The sequence below is a fragment of the Natronomonas gomsonensis genome, from assembly GCF_024300825.1.
GTDB lineage: Archaea > Halobacteriota > Halobacteria > Halobacteriales > Haloarculaceae > Natronomonas > Natronomonas gomsonensis.
Genome location: NZ_CP101323.1, coordinates 748,735 through 766,305 on the forward strand (window position 1 = coordinate 748,735; position 17,571 = coordinate 766,305).

Genomic DNA, 17,571 nt, shown 5'->3' on the forward strand with positions numbered 1-17,571 from the left:
CGATGGCCTTACCACCTCCGCCCGCCAACGGCCGTCGATGAGTTCCCTGGGCCCGGTGGTGTTGGACGACAGCGTGGTCGCGCTCGTGTTGGCGGCGGCGCTGGGGCTGTTTCTCGGCCTCGAACGCGAGTGGTCCGAGAAGACCGCCGGCATCCGGACCTTCTCGCTCGTCAGCCTCTCTGCGGCGGTGTTCACCATCCTCGAGGAACCGCTGTTGCTCGTCGCCGGGGCGTTGCTGGTCGTCGCGTTGGGCGTCGTCCTCGGCGTGCAGGGACTGCTCGGACAGGTCGATACGCTCTCGCTTACGACCTCGGCGTCGCTGCTGGTCGCCTACGGCGTCGGCGCGTTGGTCGCCGCGGGGTTCGTCGTCGAGGGGGTGACGGTCGCGGTCGTCTCCTCGTTCGTCCTCGTGTTGCGAGAGGAACTGCACGGCATCGCCGAGGCCCTCTCGCGAGAGGAGGTCCGCTCCGGAACCGAGTTCGCCATCCTCGCGTTCGTCGTCTACCCCCTGTTGCCGACCGGCGAACAGAGCCTCTCGGTCGCCACACTCTCGGTGTCCTTCGAACCGCGGGTCGTCTGGTTGATGGTCGTGTTCGTCGCCGGTATCGGCATCGTTAACTACGCCATCGTCAGGATGTACGGCGGTCGCGGCATCGTCGTCACGGGGTTTTTCGGCGGGTTGGCCTCCTCGACGGCCGTCGTCGGGGCGATACTCGACCACGTCGGCCAGAGCCGGGAGGTGACCGACTACGGCGTGGCGGCGGTGCTGTTGGCGAACGCCTCGATGGCGCTCCGGAACCTCGCTATCGCCGTCGTGTTCACGCTCGGTGCTGGGGTTCTCTACGAACCACTGATTCCCCTCGGGGCGGTCATCGTGGGTGCGGTCGTCGTCGCGGCGACCACGGCCGACTGGTCTTCGACTATCGAAATGGAACTGGACACGCCGTTTACGCTTCGGTACGCCCTCGGTGTCGGCGCCCTGTTCCTCGCGGTGCTGTTGGGCGGCGGCTTCGCGGAAGCGCAGTTCGGCACCGGCGGACTGTACGTCGCCGCGCTGCTCGCCGGGTTGGTCTCCAGTGCGGGCGCGACCGCCTCTGCGGTCGTTCTCTACTCCAACGGGAGCGTCACTGCCCCGGAGGCGACGATTGCCATTCTGCTGGCGACGGCCGCCAGCATCGCCGTCAAGGCGGGGTTGAGCGCGATGTCGCCGAACCGGGCGTTCGCTCGGAGCGTTCTCCTCCGAAGCGCCGCGGTGCTGGGCGTCGCTGCCGTCGTGACTGCACTGGTCTTCATCGCCTGAACAGGCAGTGTGAACTATTAACACGCGACTCGACCAATATCGTGTATGGACCGCGAGACGACCTCGCCGCAGGTCGACGAGATACCCGGACCGAACGCCCGAGAGCGGGTCGATTTCCATCGGTCGCTTGCCGCCCCGAGTACGTACGTCTACGAGTTCGTCTGGGACGTGACCGAACCCGCAATCGGACCGTTCTGTACGGACGCCGATGGCAACGTCCTCATGGACTTCACCGGCCACGTCCCCGCCGCGCCGCTGGGGTACAACAACCCCGAACTGCTCGAACGGATGGACGCCTTCGACATGATAGACCCGGTGAAGATAGCCGGACAGGATTTTTACTCGACGGCCGGTGACCCCGCTGACGTGGATTTTCCGGGGCCGCCGGAGTTGATGGAGCGTCTAGTCGACGCCTCTCCGGAACGCTTCGATACGGTCTTTCTCTCGAACTCCGGCGCCGAAGCCGTCGAAAACGGCCTGAAAATCAGCTACGACCGGACCGGCGGGAAATACGCCATCACCTTCGAGGGGGCCTTCCACGGCCGGACGCTGGGGACGCTGTCGTTGAACCGCTCGAAGGAGATCTACCGCCGTGAGTTCCCCGAAATCGGCCCCGTCCACGACGTGCCGTTCTGTCGGGACGGGAGTTGTACGGCGGCGACGTGTGAGTGTGGGTTCTTCGCGGGCGACACCACGAAACTCCGGCGGATGTTGGACCCCGAGACGGGGTACGTCAACGCCGAGGAGGTGGCGTATCTCATCCTCGAACCGATACAGGGCGAAGGCGGGTACCACGTCCCCAGCGACGCGTTCATGCGAGAGGTCGCCGACATCTGTGAGCGCCACGACATCGTGCTCATCGCCGACGAAATCCAATCCGGGATGGGACGTACCGGCGACTTCTGGGCCTCCGACGGCTTCCCAATCGAACCCGACATCATCTGTGCGGCGAAGGGCGCCCGCGTCGGTGCGACCATCGCCAACGAGTCGATTTTTCCCGAGGAGGAGTCACGGCTCTCCTCGACGTGGGGGGCCGGTGACATCGTCGACTCCATGCAGGGCGCGCTCACCATCGACGTGATTCACGAGGAAAACTTACTCGACAACGCCGTCACTCGGGGCGAGCAGGCGACCGCGGAACTCGACGACGCGACCCTTCCGGGAGCCATCGACATCAGGGGTCGGGGGCTGATGCTCGCCGTCGAGTTCGACACCAAAGAACGCCGCGACGACGTACAGGACGAGGCGATGAAACGCGGCCTGTTGACGCTCGGCTGTGGCTACAAGACGCTCCGGCTACTGCCGCCGCTGGACGTTCGGGAACGCGAAATCACGATGGCAATCGGGTTGCTGTCGGACGCTGCGGAAGCGGCCGCCTGACCCCGTATCTCAGAACTGATATCGGCGTGCGTTGTCGTCCTGCGGTGGGTACTGCTCGCTCACGCCGCCGGCACCGCCGGTCATCTCCTCGAACGTCATCCCCGAGAGATACTCGTCGTAGGTCACGTCGTAGCCGCTCCGGAGGTGGAAATCGAGGTTTCCGGTCTCGACAGCACCCTGAAACAGGGTGTGAACCGCACGCCGGAGGAGTTCGTCCACGTCGTCGGGGTCGTACGCGCTGGCCAACATCGCGAGTTCGTTTCGCGTCTCGGCGTCCAACTCGACGGTGAGTTCCTCGCCCAACTCGGCGTAGGTCGCTTCGATGTCCTCCGAAAGGTCGTCCAATCCCATACTGGTCGGTCGGTCCGGGCCGGGGAAGTGGGTTTCGTTCGGCAAAACGTTCGACTCCGATACCGCCGGAACCGTCACACACAAACGCCGGGCGGGGAAATCGAGGGGTGATGACCGACGCCGCCGAGTTCCTCCCCGAAGACCCCGATGCGGTGCAGTCGGCGCTCGTCGAGTGGTACGAGGCCGACCACCGCGAGTACCCCTGGCGGCAGACGACGGACCCCTACGAGATTCTGGTCTCCGAGGTTATGAGCCAGCAGACCCAACTCGACCGCGTGGTCGATGCGTGGACCGATTTCCTCGAGGAGTGGCCCACCGTCGAGGCGCTGGCGGCCGCCGACCGCGCCGACGTGGTCGGCTTCTGGACCGACCACTCGCTGGGGTACAACAACCGCGCGAAGTACCTTCACGAGGCCGCAACCGAAGTCCTCGAAGAACACGGCGGCGAGTTTCCAGAAATACCGGAGGGACTACAGGAGTTGATGGGCGTCGGTCCCTACACCGCAAACGCCGTCGCCTCATTCGCGTTCAACAACGGCGACGCGGTGGTCGATACGAACGTCAAGCGCGTGCTGTATCGGGCCTTCGACGTGCCCGATGACGACGACGCCTTCGCTGTCGTGGCGTCGGAACTGCTGCCCGACGGAGCGTCGCGGGTCTGGAACAACGCGATAATGGAGTTGGGCGGCGTCGCCTGCGAAAAGCAGCCGAACTGCGACGAGGCCGGCTGTCCGTGGCGAGCGTGGTGTCACGCCTACGAGAGCGGCGACTTCACGGCACCCGACGTACCGACACAACCCGAATTCGAGGGGTCGCGTCGGCAGATGCGGGGTCGCGTCGTCGCGACGCTCCGGGAGTTCGATGAACTCACCCTCGACGAACTCGGGCCACGCGTCCGCGTCGACTACTCGCCAGACGGTGAGTACGGCCGTGAGTGGCTCCGTGGACTGCTCGAGGACCTCGAAGCCGACGGATTGGTCGAACTCGACGGCGAGGACGAAGAGCCAGTCGCAGGACTGCAGAAGTGACCACATCCCATTTATTCCCACCACGCCAACGCGCGGTATGACCGATGTACGAGTCGCCGCCCTCGTGGGCAGCCTCCGCGACGACAGTTACACGCGGTTGGCCTGCGAGGAGGCGCTTGACGCTGCCGGCGAGTTCGACGGCGTCGAGACGGACTGTATCGACCTTCGAACGTTCGACCTCCCGGTGTACGACGCCGACGAAGACGGCGCTGGTGATGCCGAAGTGCTCAGAGAGCGCGTGACGGCTGCGGACTCGGTGATTCTCGGCACACCCGTGTATCACGCCTCCTACTCCTCGGCGCTGAAGAACGCACTCGATTACTGCGGCTTCGACGAGTTCGACGAGACTACCGTCGGCTTGCTGTGTGTCGCCGGTGGGTCGTTCCCGACGACGACGCTGGACCACCTGCGGTCGGTCGGCCGGTCGGTCAACGCGTGGGTCGTCCCCCATCAGGTCGCACTTCCACGCGTCAAAAACGCCTTCGAGGACGGCGTACTGACCGACGACGACGCCCGAAAGCGCATCCACACTCTCGGCCGACGGATGGTCGAGTACGCCAACATCGAGCCAGACCCGCGGACGATGGAGGCCGAACAGAACGTCGGCGCCGACGATTGAGTCAGGCCTCGGGACCCTCCCATCTGGCGAGGACGGCACCGGAGTCGCCGCTTTCGGCCTCCCAGATGACCCTGACGACGGCGTTCGGTGGTGCGTCGACGGCAACGGAATCGCCGGCTGTCACTTCTCCCTCGAAGGGACTTGTCGTCGTCTTGTCGGCGGTGGTTACCACGACTTCGAGTTGGGCACCTCGGACGGTGTCACCGCCCTCGTGGGTGATGGTGACTTCTTCGGCGGCGCTGTCGTAGTCGAAGTCCCAAGCCACGTTCGGGGCGGGGGATGAGGTACCACCGCTGGAGCCGTTCGTGAGGATGACGCCAGTCAATTCCTCGCCTCCGTTTTGAGCCTCCTCAGGCGGGGCGTCGATGAGGCCGGCCGTCCCCGCGTCGATTGGCCCGATGATGAATCGTGAGACGCCGTTTTCGACGGGTTCGAACGACGCTCTTCCGGTTTCGGTCGGGTCGTTCGACGGCCCAGAGACGTAGTACCAGTCGGCGTATTCGAGAAACGCCTCGTTGGCGAAGACGTGATATTCGAACGCCTCGGCGTCGCCGTCGTAGACTGGGGCGATGAACGCCGCCATCGTCTCCCCGGAGAGGTCCCTGCTCACGCGGAGTTGGGAGGGGTCGTCGGTGTCACCCTCGTAGGCGTACTGGAACGTGAACGTCGCTTCGGGGTCCTGGTAGGTAATCTCGCGTTCGTCACCGGAGACCGAGGCGTTGCCGTCGACCATCCCGGGGTAGTCGACGACAGCGCCGTCTCGGAGCACGCCGGCGGCGTTGCTACCGCCGTTACCACCGTCACCGTTTCCGTCGGTCGGCAGAGAGGAGTCGTCAATACAGCCGGCAGCCGTGACCGCTGCGGTCGAACCGAGGAGTGCGAGCAAGCGTCGTCGTTGGAGGGCGGACATACGCCGGGGTGTGGTCGCCACTCACTAAATACCCCGGTGATAACGCGCCGTGTTCCGTCCCGGAACCCTCATACAGCGACCCCACCAACGTCGATGCGTGACGCAGTGGGTCGAAAACCCGAGCGGCGGGCGTGCCCGCGGGCCGCGCGGACTCGCGCGGGCGTGGGTAGAGGTACTACTTCGACCGAGACGGTTCTTCGAGAACGGGGTCGCACCCGGCGACCAAGCGCCGGGGTTGACCTTCGCCATCGCCGTCGCAATCGCCTACGTTGGCGGTCGACTCCTCGTAGCCCCCGAGACGCTGTCGGGGTACGGTCGCATCGCTGCGGCGACGGGAAGCGTCTACCTCTCGGCGGCGGTCGTCCTCGTTGCAGCCTGCTTTCTCGTCGCACCGCTGGTGTTGCACCTCGCGGCCGCTGTCGGAACGCTGGCGTTGATTCCCGTCGCGAAGAACCGCGGCGGCGTCAGCGAGACGGTTCAGGTTATCGCCTACGCGGCGGCCCCCGGCGCGTTCGTGGCGATTCCGGTCCCGGCGATACAGGCCCTCGCCGCGCTGTACGGCTGTATCCTGCTGGTCGTCGGAATCAGCGTCGTCCACGAGACGCCGATGCCGCGGGCAGTCCTCGCCGCCAGCGTGCCCGCCCTGTTCGTCTTTGGGTTCGCCTTCGGTGGCATCGGGGCGTTCGAAGCCGCCGTCGGCATCGACATCACGCCGGACCCGCGGTAGCGGATAGAATCCGACAACCGTTTTAAGCCCCGACTGTACGTTCACAGTAATGCCCGACTGTATCATTTGCGGCACGTCTTCCGACGGGCCGATTTGCGATGTCCACCAGGAGGACGTCGTCTTCGAGTTCAGAGGCGACCAGCCCTCCCAACTGACCCCGGGCCGTTTCTACCGGGGAACCGTCGACGGCTACGCCGAATTCGGCGTGTTCATCAACATCGGCAACGTCACCGGCCTGCTCCACCGGAGCAAACTCGACCGCCGACTCGAGAGCCTCGACTGGGAGGTCGGCGACGACGTGTTCGTGCAGGTGAACAACATCCGAGACAACGGCGACATCGACCTCGGTTGGTCCATTCGCCAGTCCGAACGAGAGTTCCGCGGCGTTCTCGTCGATTCGCCCGACGGCGACTACCTCGCCGACGAGTACGGCGAGAGCGACGAAGCGGAATCCGAGGAGAGCGACACCGACGCATCGACCGAGGAGTCCGCTGCCGAGCCGGAATCAGGACGGGAACCGGAGACGGCCACCGAGGAGGCGACGGAGGACGAGCCGGCCGAAGCGGAACCGACCGAGGCGAAAGCCGACGAACAGACCGGTGGCAATCCGAGCGACGAGGAACTCGCAGACATCGCAGCCGAAGACGAACCGGTCACCGAGGAGAGCGACACCGACGAAGCCGAATCGGACGCCGAGGAGCCGGTCGAAGGCGACATCGACCGCGTGCCGGTGGAGACGCTCCGAGAGCACGTCGGCGACGTGGTCCGACTCGAAGGCGAAGTCGTCTCTGCACGACAGACGTCCGGCCCCACGGTGTTCGAACTCCGCGATGAGACCGGCGTCGTCGACTGTGCGGCCTTCGTCGAGGCCGGCGTTCGCGCCTACCCCGACATCGAGGCCGACGACTACGTCCGCCTCGACGGCGAGGTTCGACTCCGACGCGACGAGATTCAGGTCGAAACCGAATCCCTCGTCGAACTGGAAGCCGACGCCAAAGCGGAGGTCGAACAGCGGATGGACGCCGCCCTCGACGACCAGGCCAGTGCGGACTCCGTCGAGTCGCTGGCCGACGACGACGCCATCGAAGCCATCACCGAGGACATCACCGACGCGGCGACGACCATCCGCCGTGCGGTGCTGGAATCCCGACCCGTTGTCGTCCGCCACGACGCGACGACCGACGGCTACGTCGCCGGCGCCGCCGTCGAGCGAGCGATTCTCCCGCTCGTCGAGGAACAGCACGCCACCGCCGACGCCGTCTACCACTACTTCGACCGGCGACCGCTCGAAGACGGCGTCTACGACATGAACGACGCGACGAAGGACGTGACCCGGATGCTCGGCGACCGCGAGCGCCACGACGAGAAACTCCCGCTTTTCGTCTTCGCCGCCGCCGGTTCGACCGCCGCCTCCACGGACGGTCTCGAGTTGCTCGACATCTACGGCGCCCCGCGGGTCGTCCTCGACGGTCGACCCGCCGACAGCGAAGTTGTCGACGAAATCGACTCGCTCGTCACCGTCGCCGAACGGACCGCGACGACCGTCGCGGCCAACGTCGCCGCTGCCGTCAACGGCGACGTTCGCGACGACCTCACTCACCTGCCGGCTATCAGCTACTGGGACGACACGCCCGAGGCGTACGTCGAGTTGGCCGCCGAGGCCGGTGTCAACGACGACACCGCCCGGCAACTCCGAGAGGCAATCGCGCTGGAGGCGTTCTATCAGTCCTACGAGGACAAGCGCGAACTCATCGTCGACCTCCTGTTCGAGAAGCGCACTGGTCTCGCAGAGCAGGTTTCCGAGCAGTTCGGCCGAAAACTGGAAGACGAACTCGAGACCGCGACCGCGAACCTCGACGAACGGAGCGTCGACGGTGCGACGGTGGCCGTCCTCGACACCGACGCCTACACCCACACCTACGACTTCCCGCCGACCCGACTCCTGTTGGACGAACTCGCCCGACGCCTCGACGTCGACGCCGTCGTCGGTGTGGCGACCGACGAACTCCACATCCGCTCCGACGCGGCGCTGGACTTGGAGGCCATCGTCGCCTCGCTGCAACTCGAAGCGCCGGAGGCCGGCGTCGCCAACCCCGGCGCACGCCAGCCAAAACTCGAGTTCCTCGCCGGCGAGCGTGACGCCGTCCTCGACGAACTCATCGACGCACTCGCCGAACAGGTCGTCACCGCCTCGGCCTGAGCGGCCGTCTCGTTTCTGCTGTTCGATACGAATCGACCAACAGCGTCGGTTGGGTTTTACCCCCGGCGTCCCAACGAGAGGTATGCGCCGACGGACCGTCCTCGCGGCTCTCGCGGCGGGACTCGCCGGCTGTAGCGGTGGCCGGGAGTCGGAGTCGACGCCGACAGTGACACCCGTAGGAGTTCCGGAGGACACCGGCGGCGACAACGGTCCGCTGTCGCCGACGGACTCGCGCTTCGACGCCGACACCCCGACGCCCGAGGGTGTTCGGTTGTTCCACCAACTGTCCGGCGACGAACGGATGGCCGTAGAGCCGAACAGAGAGCTGTTCACGGCCGAGCGGAGTAGCGCACAGATACGGCTGCGGAACGACCGTGATACGGCGCTGTACGTCTCGTCGGGGTGGGGCCTGCGGAAGTACACCGGCTCGCGGTGGGTCCGAATCCTCGCGCCACACATCAACCGCGGTGGACTCACGTCGGTCGACCCGAACAGCGTGTGGCGTCGCCGTCACAACATCACGAACGTGTTCAGCCTCCCGGTGTTGGGGCCGGGGCTGTACGCTCGCATCGAGGACGTTCGCGTCGATAACGGGGAAATCGGTGGCGAGAGCGTTCGGCTCGGCGCGCTGTTCGAGGTATCCGGAACCGACTACGAGGTGCGACCCGCCGGGTCGCCGCGAATCGACGGCGACGTAGCCACGCTGGTCCGGAGTCCACTCGCCGAACGGACGGTCGTCTTCGAGCGCGTCGACGACGACCCGGAGAGCGCGGTCCCCGTGGTTCCGGAGGTCATCGGCGCGATACCGATGTTCCGGGATACGATTCCGCTGCTGTCGGAGGTCCGTTCGGTTCGAATCAACACGGCGTCGGCGCCGCTGGTGTTTCAGTACCTCTCGGAGGCCCCCGTCAGAGCCGTCGACGTGGGACCGGAGACGCGACTCGAACACGACGGGACCGTCTTCACCGTCCGAACCGTCGACAGCGAGGACCGCTAGCCACTTACCGTCGCGCCCCGTTGTCCCGGCAACGAATGAGCGCGGACACGGAACCGGACCCTGCGGAGACGGAGGCCTTCGAGCGCGTCTGTGAGTCGCTGGTGGCTGACATCCTCGCCGGCGACATCGACCGCGAGAACCTCGAAGCCGCCAAGATGGACGCCTGCCGAGAGTACTCTTCTCCGAAGGTGCCGAAGAACACCGAGTTGCTCGATTACGCCCCCGACGAGCGCCGCGATGAGCTAGAGCCGATTCTCCAGCGCAAGCCCGTCCGCACGGCATCCGGCGTCTCGCCGGTCGCCATCATGACCTCCCCGCACACCTGCCCCCACGGGAAGTGTCTGTACTGCCCCGGCGGGCCGGCCTCGGAGTTCTCCTCCTCACAGAGCTACACGGGCGAGGAACCGGCCGCGGCCCGCGGCGTCCAGAACGACTACGACCCCTACGGACAGGTGACGCTTCGGCTCCACCAGCTCCGGAACATCGGCCACCCCGTCGACAAGGTCGAACTCATCCTGATGGGCGGGACGATGACCGCCCGCTCCCACGACTATCAGGAGTGGTTCGTCAAGCGGGCACTCGAAGCGATGAACGACTACGACCTCGACAGCGAGCCGAACCCGAGCGAGGAGGAGTCGTTCAAACCGGACCCCTCCGAAGTCGATTTCCAGTATCTAGAGGATGTCATCGCCGAAAACGAGACCGGCGAGATACGCAACATCGGCACCACCTTCGAGACCAAACCCGACTGGTGTGACCCCGAACAGATAGACCGCATGCTGGATTTGGGCGGCACGAAGGTCGAAGTCGGCGTCCAGACCACCTACGAGCGCGTCAACCGGGAGATGCACCGCGGCCACGGAGTGCAGGCCAGCCTCGACGCCAACCGTCGCCTCCGAGATTCGGCGTTCAAGGTCGGCTTCCATATGATGCCTGGCCAACCCGGCATGTCCAAAGAGATGTGTCTGGAGGACTTCCGGGAGTTGTTCGAGAGCCCCGACTGGCGGCCCGACTACCTGAAAATCTACCCGACGCTCGTCGTCCGCGACACCATCACCTACGACATGTGGCGCAACGAGGAGTACGACCCGCTCACGAACGAGGAAGCCGCCGAGTTGGTCGCCGAAATCAAGTCGATGATTCCGCGCTACACCCGCCTCCAGCGCGTCCAGCGCGACATCCCCGCGGACTTCATCGACGCCGGTGTCTGGAAGTCCAACCTCCGGCAGTTGGCCCGAAAACGGATGGAGGAACACGGCTGGGAGTGTGACTGCATCCGGTGTCGAGAAGTCGGCATGAACGACGAAGCCCCCGAAAACGTCGAGATGGACGTGTTGACCTACGAGGTCGCCGGCGGGACGGAACACTTCGTCTCTTTCGAGGACTTCGAGAAGGACCTGCTCGTGGGCTTTTGCCGGTTGCGGTTCCCGAACGACCCGGTTCGGCGCGAACTCGACAACGCCGCCCTCATCCGAGAACTGCACGTCTACGGCAACGAGGTCGGCGTCGGCCAACAGTCCGGTGACGACCACCAACACAAAGGCTACGGTCGCCGACTGCTGGAGAAAGCCGAACACATGGCCGCGGATGCCGGCTACGACAAACTCTCGGTCATCTCCGGCATCGGCGTCCGCGAGTACTACCGCGAGAAGTTGGACTACTATCAGGACGGGCCGTACGTCTCCACGCGCCTCTGAGCCGCTTTCGCCGTGTAATCCCTGCTTATTGGAGGATACGCTACGAATAGCTATATACCCGGACAGCGTATTCGATTCGACCGCAATGCGGTGTAATCATGTACTCAGAACGTCCGGAAGCACTGTCGTATCGTCGTAGAACCACCGGTAACGAGTCGACTCGGCTCGCGATAGCGGGGGGTGAGGACCGATGATAGAGGACGCGTTCAACTACCCACGGGAGAGCGACGATGTCGTCAAGACGGTCGTCATTGGTGGATTGTGTCTGCTGTTCGCGTGGCTCCTCGTGCCGGGGTTCCTCGCATTGGGCTACATCCTTCGGGTCATCGACCGCACCGCCGAGGGTGACGACGAACCGCCGGTGTTCGACGACCACGAGGCGATGATAGTCGACGGCGCGAAGGCGTTCGTGATTCTCTTCGCGTACAGCCTGCTGCCGGCCATCGTGGCGTTTCTCGCCATCGGCGTCGGCGCCCTCGGCGTCGCGGGTGGCGAGAACACGGCTGCACTCGGGGGGCTGGCACTCGCCGCCGGCCTCCTCGTGGCGTTCGCGCTCAACCTCGTCGTCGCGTACGTGACGCCGGCCGCCCTGGCGAACTACACCGAGACGCGCCGCATCGGTTCGGGGTTCGAGTTCAGCACGCTCCGAGGGGTCCTCTTCGACCGACGATACGCCGTCGGCTGGCTGACCGCCTTCGTGATGATTCTCATCGGCGGGGTCATCGCCGGCGTGTTGAACGTTGTTCCCGTGTTGGGTTCCATCGTCGGCGTGTTCGTGTCGTTTTACTTCGTGGTCTCGGCGTACTACGTCATCGGACACACCTGGAGCGACGTTCGGTCGAGTGACCCGCCGGAACCCGACGCCGTCGGTGGCGGCACCGAAGCCTGACTGTCCGACCCGCTGACGCCTTCCCTCCCCGCGCCCGACGCACTGGGTTGATACCGCCGGCGCTCCAACGTCCGAATATGGCGCGACCCGTTGCCGACGGCGTGTACCTGCTCGCGGTGAGTTGGCCCGAGCCGGTCGGCTCGAACGCCTACCTCGTCGACGACGGCGACGTGACGCTCGTCGACGCCGGGTTGCCGATACCGCGCCGCCCCCTCGAGGGCGAACTCCGCGACGCCGGCTACGAGGCCGCCGACCTCGACCGTATCTTGGTGACCCACTACGACATCGACCACGTGGGCGGTCTGGCCCGACTCGACGTCGACGCCCCCGTCTACATCGGGGCGGCCGACGCCGACCTCGTCCGCCGTCGGTGGTCGCCACCATGGAACCACCACAAGGGAGCGTTCCACCGCCTCGTCAGGCGACTGTACTCGCTCGGAAAACTCGACCTCCGGACCGTCGAAGACGGCGACCGAATCGGTGGGTTTCGGGCGGTTCACACGCCCGGTCACAACCCCGGCCACATCGTGTACCTCAACGACGCCCTCAACACTGGATTGCTCGGCGACCTCGTCTGGGAGACCGACGGTCGGTTCGTCGCCCCGCCGTGGCTGGATTCCTACGACACCGACTGCATCGACGAAAGCATCCGCCGGGTCGCAGGGGAGTCGTTCGAACACGCCTGCGTCGGCCACGGCCGGCCCGTCTCGCCGGGTGGGAGCGACAGGCTTCGGGAACTCGCGGCAGAGTTGTAGGGCGAGCGCGCGCTTTTGAGGGCGTCGGCCCTACCCGGAGTATGAACCTCGCTATCGTCGGCGCCGGCGCGTCGGGCGCGGCGGCCGCCTACCGCCTCCGGAGGACGGATTGGAACGTGACCGTCTTCGAGAAGTCCCGGGGCGTCTGTGGCCGTGCCGCGACCCGCCGGAAACACGGCTGTACCTACGACCACGGCGCCAACTACGTCAAATCAGGCTCCGACCGCGTGGACCGACTGCTCACCGAAACGTTGTCGTCCGATGGATTGGCCGACATCGAGGCGCCGGTCTGGACGTTCGGCGCCGACGGCGACATCGGCCCCGGCGAGGACCGGGACGAACACAAATGGACCTACGAGGCCGGCATCACACAACTCGCAAAGCGACTGTTCGCCGAGACCGACGCCGAGATACGATTCGAGACGCGGGTGGGCCGCCTCGACCGCGATGACACAATCTGGCGACTCAACGACACCGACGGTGAGGAACTCGGCGCCTTCGATGCGGTACTTCTCACGCCGCCGGCACCACAGACCGCCGACCTCCTCGCGGCGTCCTCGTGGGACGACGCCCGACTCGGTGAACTACACGACGCCGTCGATGCCGTCCCGTTCCGAACTATATACACGGTCGTGTTGAACTACGATTTCGAACTCGAATATCCCTGGTACGCGCTGCTCGACACCGACCGGGAACACGAGGTGGGGTGGCTCGCACGCGAGGAACTGAAGCCCGGCCACGTCCCCGCCGGCCAGACACTTTTGGTCGCACAGATGTCGCCGGCGTGGTCCAGCGAGCGCTACGACGACCCGAGTGAGGAGGTGAAGGCCGACGCCGCCCGTCTCGTCGCGGACCTCCTCGGGGACGACCGACTGGCCGACCCCGAATGGACCGACCGGCAGGGGTGGCGCTACGCGCTCCCTGACGACGGCGGGGACGCCGAGGTGCTTCGGGTTGCCGAGGGTGCCGGGCTGTACGTCGCCGGCGACTGGACCGTAGGCGAGGGCCGCGTCCACCGCGCGGTCGAAACCGGACTCGACGTGGCCGAGCGCATCGCAAATGTCGAGTGACGGCGCCGGCGCCTACACCCGAGCGAGCACCCAAAACGTCGCGATGCCGCCGACGCCGACGACGAACCAGTAGCTCGTCAGTCGATAGACGGTCGTCACGGCCAGCGCCTCGTCGGCGGTAAACGCCAACAGCGCCGTGAGGAGCACAACGAGCGAGCCCTCGATGGCCGCCAACCCGCCCGGGAGGGGCGTCGACCCCGCGATGACCGTCACGGGGACGAGAAACGCCACCAACAACAGCGATATCTCGAGTCCAAGCGCCAGCCCCGAGAAGTACAGCGGCAGCGCGAACAGCACCCATCCGACGTAGGCGAAGGCGACTGCGACGAGCAAATCCCACGGCGACTCCGCGATGAGGTCTATCGACTCGTACAGTCGGTCGATGCGCTTTCGAACTCCCTCGACGGTGAATCGGTCGGTGCGCGTTGCGAGTGGAGCGAACAGCCTCACGACCGCACGCTGGACGGCGTCTCGGTACCGCCACGCAAGGACGATACCGACCGGGAGGGTGATAGCGAGGCCGAGCAGTAGCGCCGCGAACTGTTCGGTCCCTTCCGGGAGTTGAGACTGAAGCAACAGGTAGCCGAGACCGACCAACCCGACGTTGAAGAACGGCAACATTCGCAACAGGTCGGCAGTGACGACGCTCGCGAGGCTCTGCTCGTAGTTCGCCTCGGTATCTCGCGAGAGGATGTACGCGATGAAGGGTTCACCTCCGGCCTGTCCCATCGGTGTGATGTAGTTGGCGAACGTCGCCGCGTAGAACGTCACGACGAGTTTGCGAAACGGGACGTTGACACCGGCGGCCCCCAACACGACCTGCCACGTCTTCGTCCACGCGAGGAGACACAGAAGCGTCGACACGCAGGCGACCCCGACCCAGTAGAGGTCGGCCGTTCGCAACCGCTCGATGGTTCGGTCCCAGCCGATGACGGCACCGAGGAGGTAGACGAGAACCAGAGCAACCGCGAACCCCACGAGGAGTTTCAGCGTGGTGCCGCGGTCCATCGGCCACGCCATCCCCCCATCGCTTCCGGTCACGACGCTCCCTCGTCGTCCTCGAAGGCCCGTGGCGAGGCCCCTGTGGGTCTGACGGTGGCTCGATTCCGAACTGGGGTCGTCATCTGGACGAAGTGTTCGTCATAGATGCCCTCACGCCTCGGTTTTCGTCACCTGATACCACTCCCCGTCCCACGTCAGGTAGTACTCGAGGAACGCTTTGACGGTGAGCACGCCGTGTCCGAGGTACACGAGCGGGACGAGAGAGACGGCCCACGTCGGGCGAACGACGCGACCCTCAAGGACGTCCTTGAGCCAGACGGAGCCGACGACGGCCAAAACGAGGCCGTACGGAACGAAGAAGGCGGATTCGACGTCTTGGGCGACGAGGAAGGGAATCTGTGCGACGACGATGAGCATTAGCGCACCGGCGACCATACTGCCGGCCGCCCGACCGATAGAGAGAACGTCGCTGAGTCCGAGGTCACCGTCGAGGGCTTCACGGGCGCGAGCGTCGGCGACTTCGACGTGGCCGATGCGCCAGCGTTTCCGCTGTCCCCAGAGGTCCCGAATCGTGTGCGGGGCCTCCATCGTCGTGGTGCAGCGTCGGTTCTGTCGGACGGTCAAATCCGCCCGATACACCTTATGCGAGAAGTCGATGTCCTCGGTGAGTTTGTCGTCGTACCCGCCGACGGTTTCGAACGCCTCGCGGGTGAACGCAGTCGAGGAACTCTGACAGTGGGTGAAGCCGCCCAACTCACCCAGGGCGTAGCCGGTCTGGACTGCGATGCGCTCGCAGTACGCCAGCGTCTCGACGACGCCGTTCGGACGGGGGATGCGTCGACCCTGAAACACGTCGGCGTCGCCGAGGAGTTCCGTCATCGCCAGCGGGACGAACTCCGGAGAGACGCGCTCGTCGGCGTCGAAGACGGTGAAGTAGTCTGCGTCGCTCCACTCGACAGCGTAGTTGATGGCGCCGGCCTTCGACCCGGGATTGCCGTTGACGAGGCAGGTGACCGACTCGTGTTCCTCTGCGAGTTCGCGGGCCTTCGCCCGCGTCCGGGGGTCGTCCGGCTCTGTGACGACGGCGACCGACAGGGTGTCGTACTCGCTGTCGAGGAGGCTCTCGACGCTGACACCGACGATTTCGGCGTCGTTGTACGCCGGCACGATGGCACACACGTCCGGTCCCGAGAGGACTTTCTCGTCGGTGTCGGGGTCGCGCCACACGTCACGGACGACGAAGGCGCCGCCAGTGACCATGATTGCGGTGGCGATGAACACCGAGACCGCCCCACCGAAGAAGTCGAAGGTGACCGAGAGGGACTCGATGGTGATGGTCACGAGTTCGACACCGAAGACGATTCCAAGGACCAGCAGTCCGCCGATCCCACAGACCGTTCCCGCGAGTTCGGAGACACGGCGTGGTGACGGAAGCATGTCGGTTACAACGAACGCATCGGATTATCAACGTTGTGTATTATTCTGACCATGAAAGACAACCGCAAAACAGGTCGCTGAGGGCCTTTCGGAGCGGTTTTCGGGAGAACTGATATGAAATACTATGAAAAACCGTCAGACATCTCGGGGTGATGTCCCGGCTCACCGATAGACGTACGCTGCTAGCTTTTCGCTCGCGCCCGACCGAACTGACGACCCGTGGTAGACGAGTCCGGCGTCGAACTCGTAGTCGAGCAGTCGCTTTAGGGACCGCTCGGCCTCGCCAAGGTCGTCGGTGAACGTCTCCGGCGGCAGGTGGAAGTACCCCTCCGGGAGGCCACGTTGGTCGGCCCCCGAGAGGGAATCGGCCAGCACCGCGACGCCGCGGTCCTCGTCGACGAGGGCGTGTTGGTGGTCGCGGTGTCCGGGGACGTGGACGGCCTCGAAGGGGCCGATTTCGTCGCCGTCGCCGTAACGGTGGTCGGGGTCAAACTCGGTGTCCAGTTCCGCACCTTCCGGGACGTAGGTTTCGACCCAGAGGTCACGAACGACGGCGTCGAAGCCGCCGACGTGGTCGGCGTCGGCGTGGGTGATGACGAGGCGTTCCACGTCGATTCCCGTCTGGGCGATGCCGTCCAGCAGCGTATCGGCCGTGTTCGGAAGCCCGCAGTCGACGAGCGTGCCGTCCTCGAAGCAGAACGCCCGTATCCGTCCGGACTCGGTCCGGGCACAGGTGATGTCGTAGACGCCGGGGAGGATTTCGATGGACATACACCGGCTACGACTGTGGGGAACCTAAATCTCAGCGTCCACGTAGTCACTTCGCGCGCGAGGCGACGACGGTTCGGTAGGCGCCGGTCCCCACAAGGGCGCAGGCGACCAACGCGAGCCAGAACACGCCGCCGAATCGCAGCGAACCCGGCGAGAACGCGGCTAAAAGTAACGTCACCGCACCGACGGCCGTCGCCGCCCGCAGCGCGAGGTGGTCGAGTCCCTTCGAAAGAGCGAGTCCACCCGCAGCAGTCAACAACACTCCGGTTACGACGACGAAGGCGCCCGTCGCGAAGGGGTCGAACGGCGGCGGCGCTCCGGCCGAGAGATACCGGACTGCGCCGAGGGCGGCGACGGAAACGCCGACGGCGACGGCGACGAGGGCAGTGAAACGGCTGTCCATACTCGCCGTCGGGCCACCGGCGGTTAATGGGTTGT

General features: G+C 65.5%; 17 protein-coding genes. 11 read left to right on the forward strand and 6 right to left on the reverse strand.

The window, feature by feature from the left end; genetic code table 11:
- The first annotated feature begins 37 nt into the window (after positions 1 to 37).
- Entirely contained in the window at positions 38 to 1,300 is a 1,263-nt protein-coding gene (locus NMP98_RS04160; protein WP_254860295.1) for an MgtC/SapB family protein, read from the forward strand.
- 45 nt (positions 1,301 to 1,345) lie between these two features.
- Positions 1,346 to 2,680, forward strand: coding sequence for a class-III pyridoxal-phosphate-dependent aminotransferase (locus tag NMP98_RS04165; RefSeq protein ID WP_254860296.1), 1,335 nt, complete (start codon positions 1,346 to 1,348; stop codon positions 2,678 to 2,680).
- A gap of 9 nt (positions 2,681 to 2,689) precedes the next feature.
- On the opposite strand, the gene NMP98_RS04170 is transcribed toward NMP98_RS04165, so the two are convergent.
- Entirely contained in the window at positions 2,690 to 3,031 is a 342-nt protein-coding gene (locus tag NMP98_RS04170; protein ID WP_254860297.1) for a ribbon-helix-helix protein, read from the reverse strand.
- Between the two features lie 110 nt (positions 3,032 to 3,141).
- Between NMP98_RS04170 and NMP98_RS04175 the strand changes: the two genes are divergently transcribed.
- Both NMP98_RS04175 and NMP98_RS04180 read left to right on the forward strand, forming a co-directional pair.
- Positions 3,142 to 4,059, forward strand: a complete 918-nt coding sequence (locus NMP98_RS04175; protein ID WP_254860298.1) for an HhH-GPD family protein — start codon at positions 3,142 to 3,144, stop codon at positions 4,057 to 4,059.
- 37 nt (positions 4,060 to 4,096) lie between these two features.
- Entirely contained in the window at positions 4,097 to 4,678 is a 582-nt protein-coding gene (locus NMP98_RS04180) for an NADPH-dependent FMN reductase (RefSeq protein WP_254860299.1), read from the forward strand.
- A gap of 1 nt (position 4,679) precedes the next feature.
- On the opposite strand, the gene NMP98_RS04185 is transcribed toward NMP98_RS04180, so the two are convergent.
- Positions 4,680 to 5,588, reverse strand: a complete 909-nt coding sequence (locus NMP98_RS04185; protein ID WP_254860300.1) for a type IV pilin domain-containing protein — start codon at positions 5,586 to 5,588, stop codon at positions 4,680 to 4,682.
- Between the two features lie 97 nt (positions 5,589 to 5,685).
- Between NMP98_RS04185 and NMP98_RS04190 the strand changes: the two genes are divergently transcribed.
- The 7 genes from NMP98_RS04190 (at position 5,686) to NMP98_RS04220 (ending at position 13,923) form a co-directional block, all read left to right on the forward strand.
- A complete protein-coding gene (locus tag NMP98_RS04190) occupies positions 5,686 to 6,315 on the forward strand; it encodes a YIP1 family protein (protein ID WP_254860301.1) in 630 nt (209 codons plus the stop codon).
- Positions 6,316 to 6,364: 49 nt separating this feature from the next.
- The gene (locus NMP98_RS04195) at positions 6,365 to 8,515 is read left to right on the forward strand and encodes an OB-fold nucleic acid binding domain-containing protein (RefSeq protein WP_254860302.1); all 2,151 of its coding nucleotides are present in this window, start codon (positions 6,365 to 6,367) and stop codon (positions 8,513 to 8,515) included.
- Between the two features lie 82 nt (positions 8,516 to 8,597).
- Positions 8,598 to 9,512, forward strand: coding sequence for a hypothetical protein (locus tag NMP98_RS04200; RefSeq protein WP_254860303.1), 915 nt, complete (start codon positions 8,598 to 8,600; stop codon positions 9,510 to 9,512).
- A 35-nt stretch (positions 9,513 to 9,547) separates the two neighbouring features.
- Positions 9,548 to 11,209: a tRNA uridine(34) 5-carboxymethylaminomethyl modification radical SAM/GNAT enzyme Elp3 gene (locus NMP98_RS04205; protein WP_254860304.1), complete on the forward strand. Its 1,662-nt coding sequence runs from the start codon at positions 9,548 to 9,550 to the stop codon at positions 11,207 to 11,209.
- Between the two features lie 190 nt (positions 11,210 to 11,399).
- Entirely contained in the window at positions 11,400 to 12,098 is a 699-nt protein-coding gene (locus tag NMP98_RS04210; protein ID WP_254860305.1) for a DUF4013 domain-containing protein, read from the forward strand.
- 77 nt (positions 12,099 to 12,175) lie between these two features.
- Positions 12,176 to 12,853 (forward strand): MBL fold metallo-hydrolase, encoded by a 678-nt coding sequence (locus NMP98_RS04215; protein WP_254860306.1) that lies wholly within the window; start codon positions 12,176 to 12,178, stop codon positions 12,851 to 12,853.
- 41 nt (positions 12,854 to 12,894) lie between these two features.
- Positions 12,895 to 13,923 (forward strand): NAD(P)/FAD-dependent oxidoreductase, encoded by a 1,029-nt coding sequence (locus NMP98_RS04220; RefSeq protein ID WP_254860307.1) that lies wholly within the window; start codon positions 12,895 to 12,897, stop codon positions 13,921 to 13,923.
- Between the two features lie 12 nt (positions 13,924 to 13,935).
- Here the strand turns inward: NMP98_RS04220 and NMP98_RS04225 are convergent, their stop codons facing one another.
- The 4 genes from NMP98_RS04225 to NMP98_RS04240 form a co-directional block, all read right to left on the reverse strand.
- Positions 13,936 to 14,964, reverse strand: coding sequence for a lysylphosphatidylglycerol synthase transmembrane domain-containing protein (locus tag NMP98_RS04225; protein WP_254860308.1), 1,029 nt, complete (start codon positions 14,962 to 14,964; stop codon positions 13,936 to 13,938).
- 111 nt (positions 14,965 to 15,075) lie between these two features.
- Positions 15,076 to 16,362 carry a glycosyltransferase family 2 protein gene (locus NMP98_RS04230; RefSeq protein WP_254860309.1) on the reverse strand — a complete coding sequence of 429 codons (1,287 nt, stop codon included), beginning with the start codon at positions 16,360 to 16,362 and terminating at the stop codon, positions 15,076 to 15,078.
- A 162-nt stretch (positions 16,363 to 16,524) separates the two neighbouring features.
- Positions 16,525 to 17,133: an MBL fold metallo-hydrolase gene (locus NMP98_RS04235; RefSeq protein WP_254860310.1), complete on the reverse strand. Its 609-nt coding sequence runs from the start codon at positions 17,131 to 17,133 to the stop codon at positions 16,525 to 16,527.
- A gap of 46 nt (positions 17,134 to 17,179) precedes the next feature.
- On the reverse strand, positions 17,180 to 17,536 hold the full coding sequence (locus NMP98_RS04240) for a hypothetical protein (RefSeq protein ID WP_254860311.1): 357 nt from the start codon (positions 17,534 to 17,536) through the stop codon (positions 17,180 to 17,182).
- Between the last annotated feature and the right edge of the window lie 35 nt (positions 17,537 to 17,571).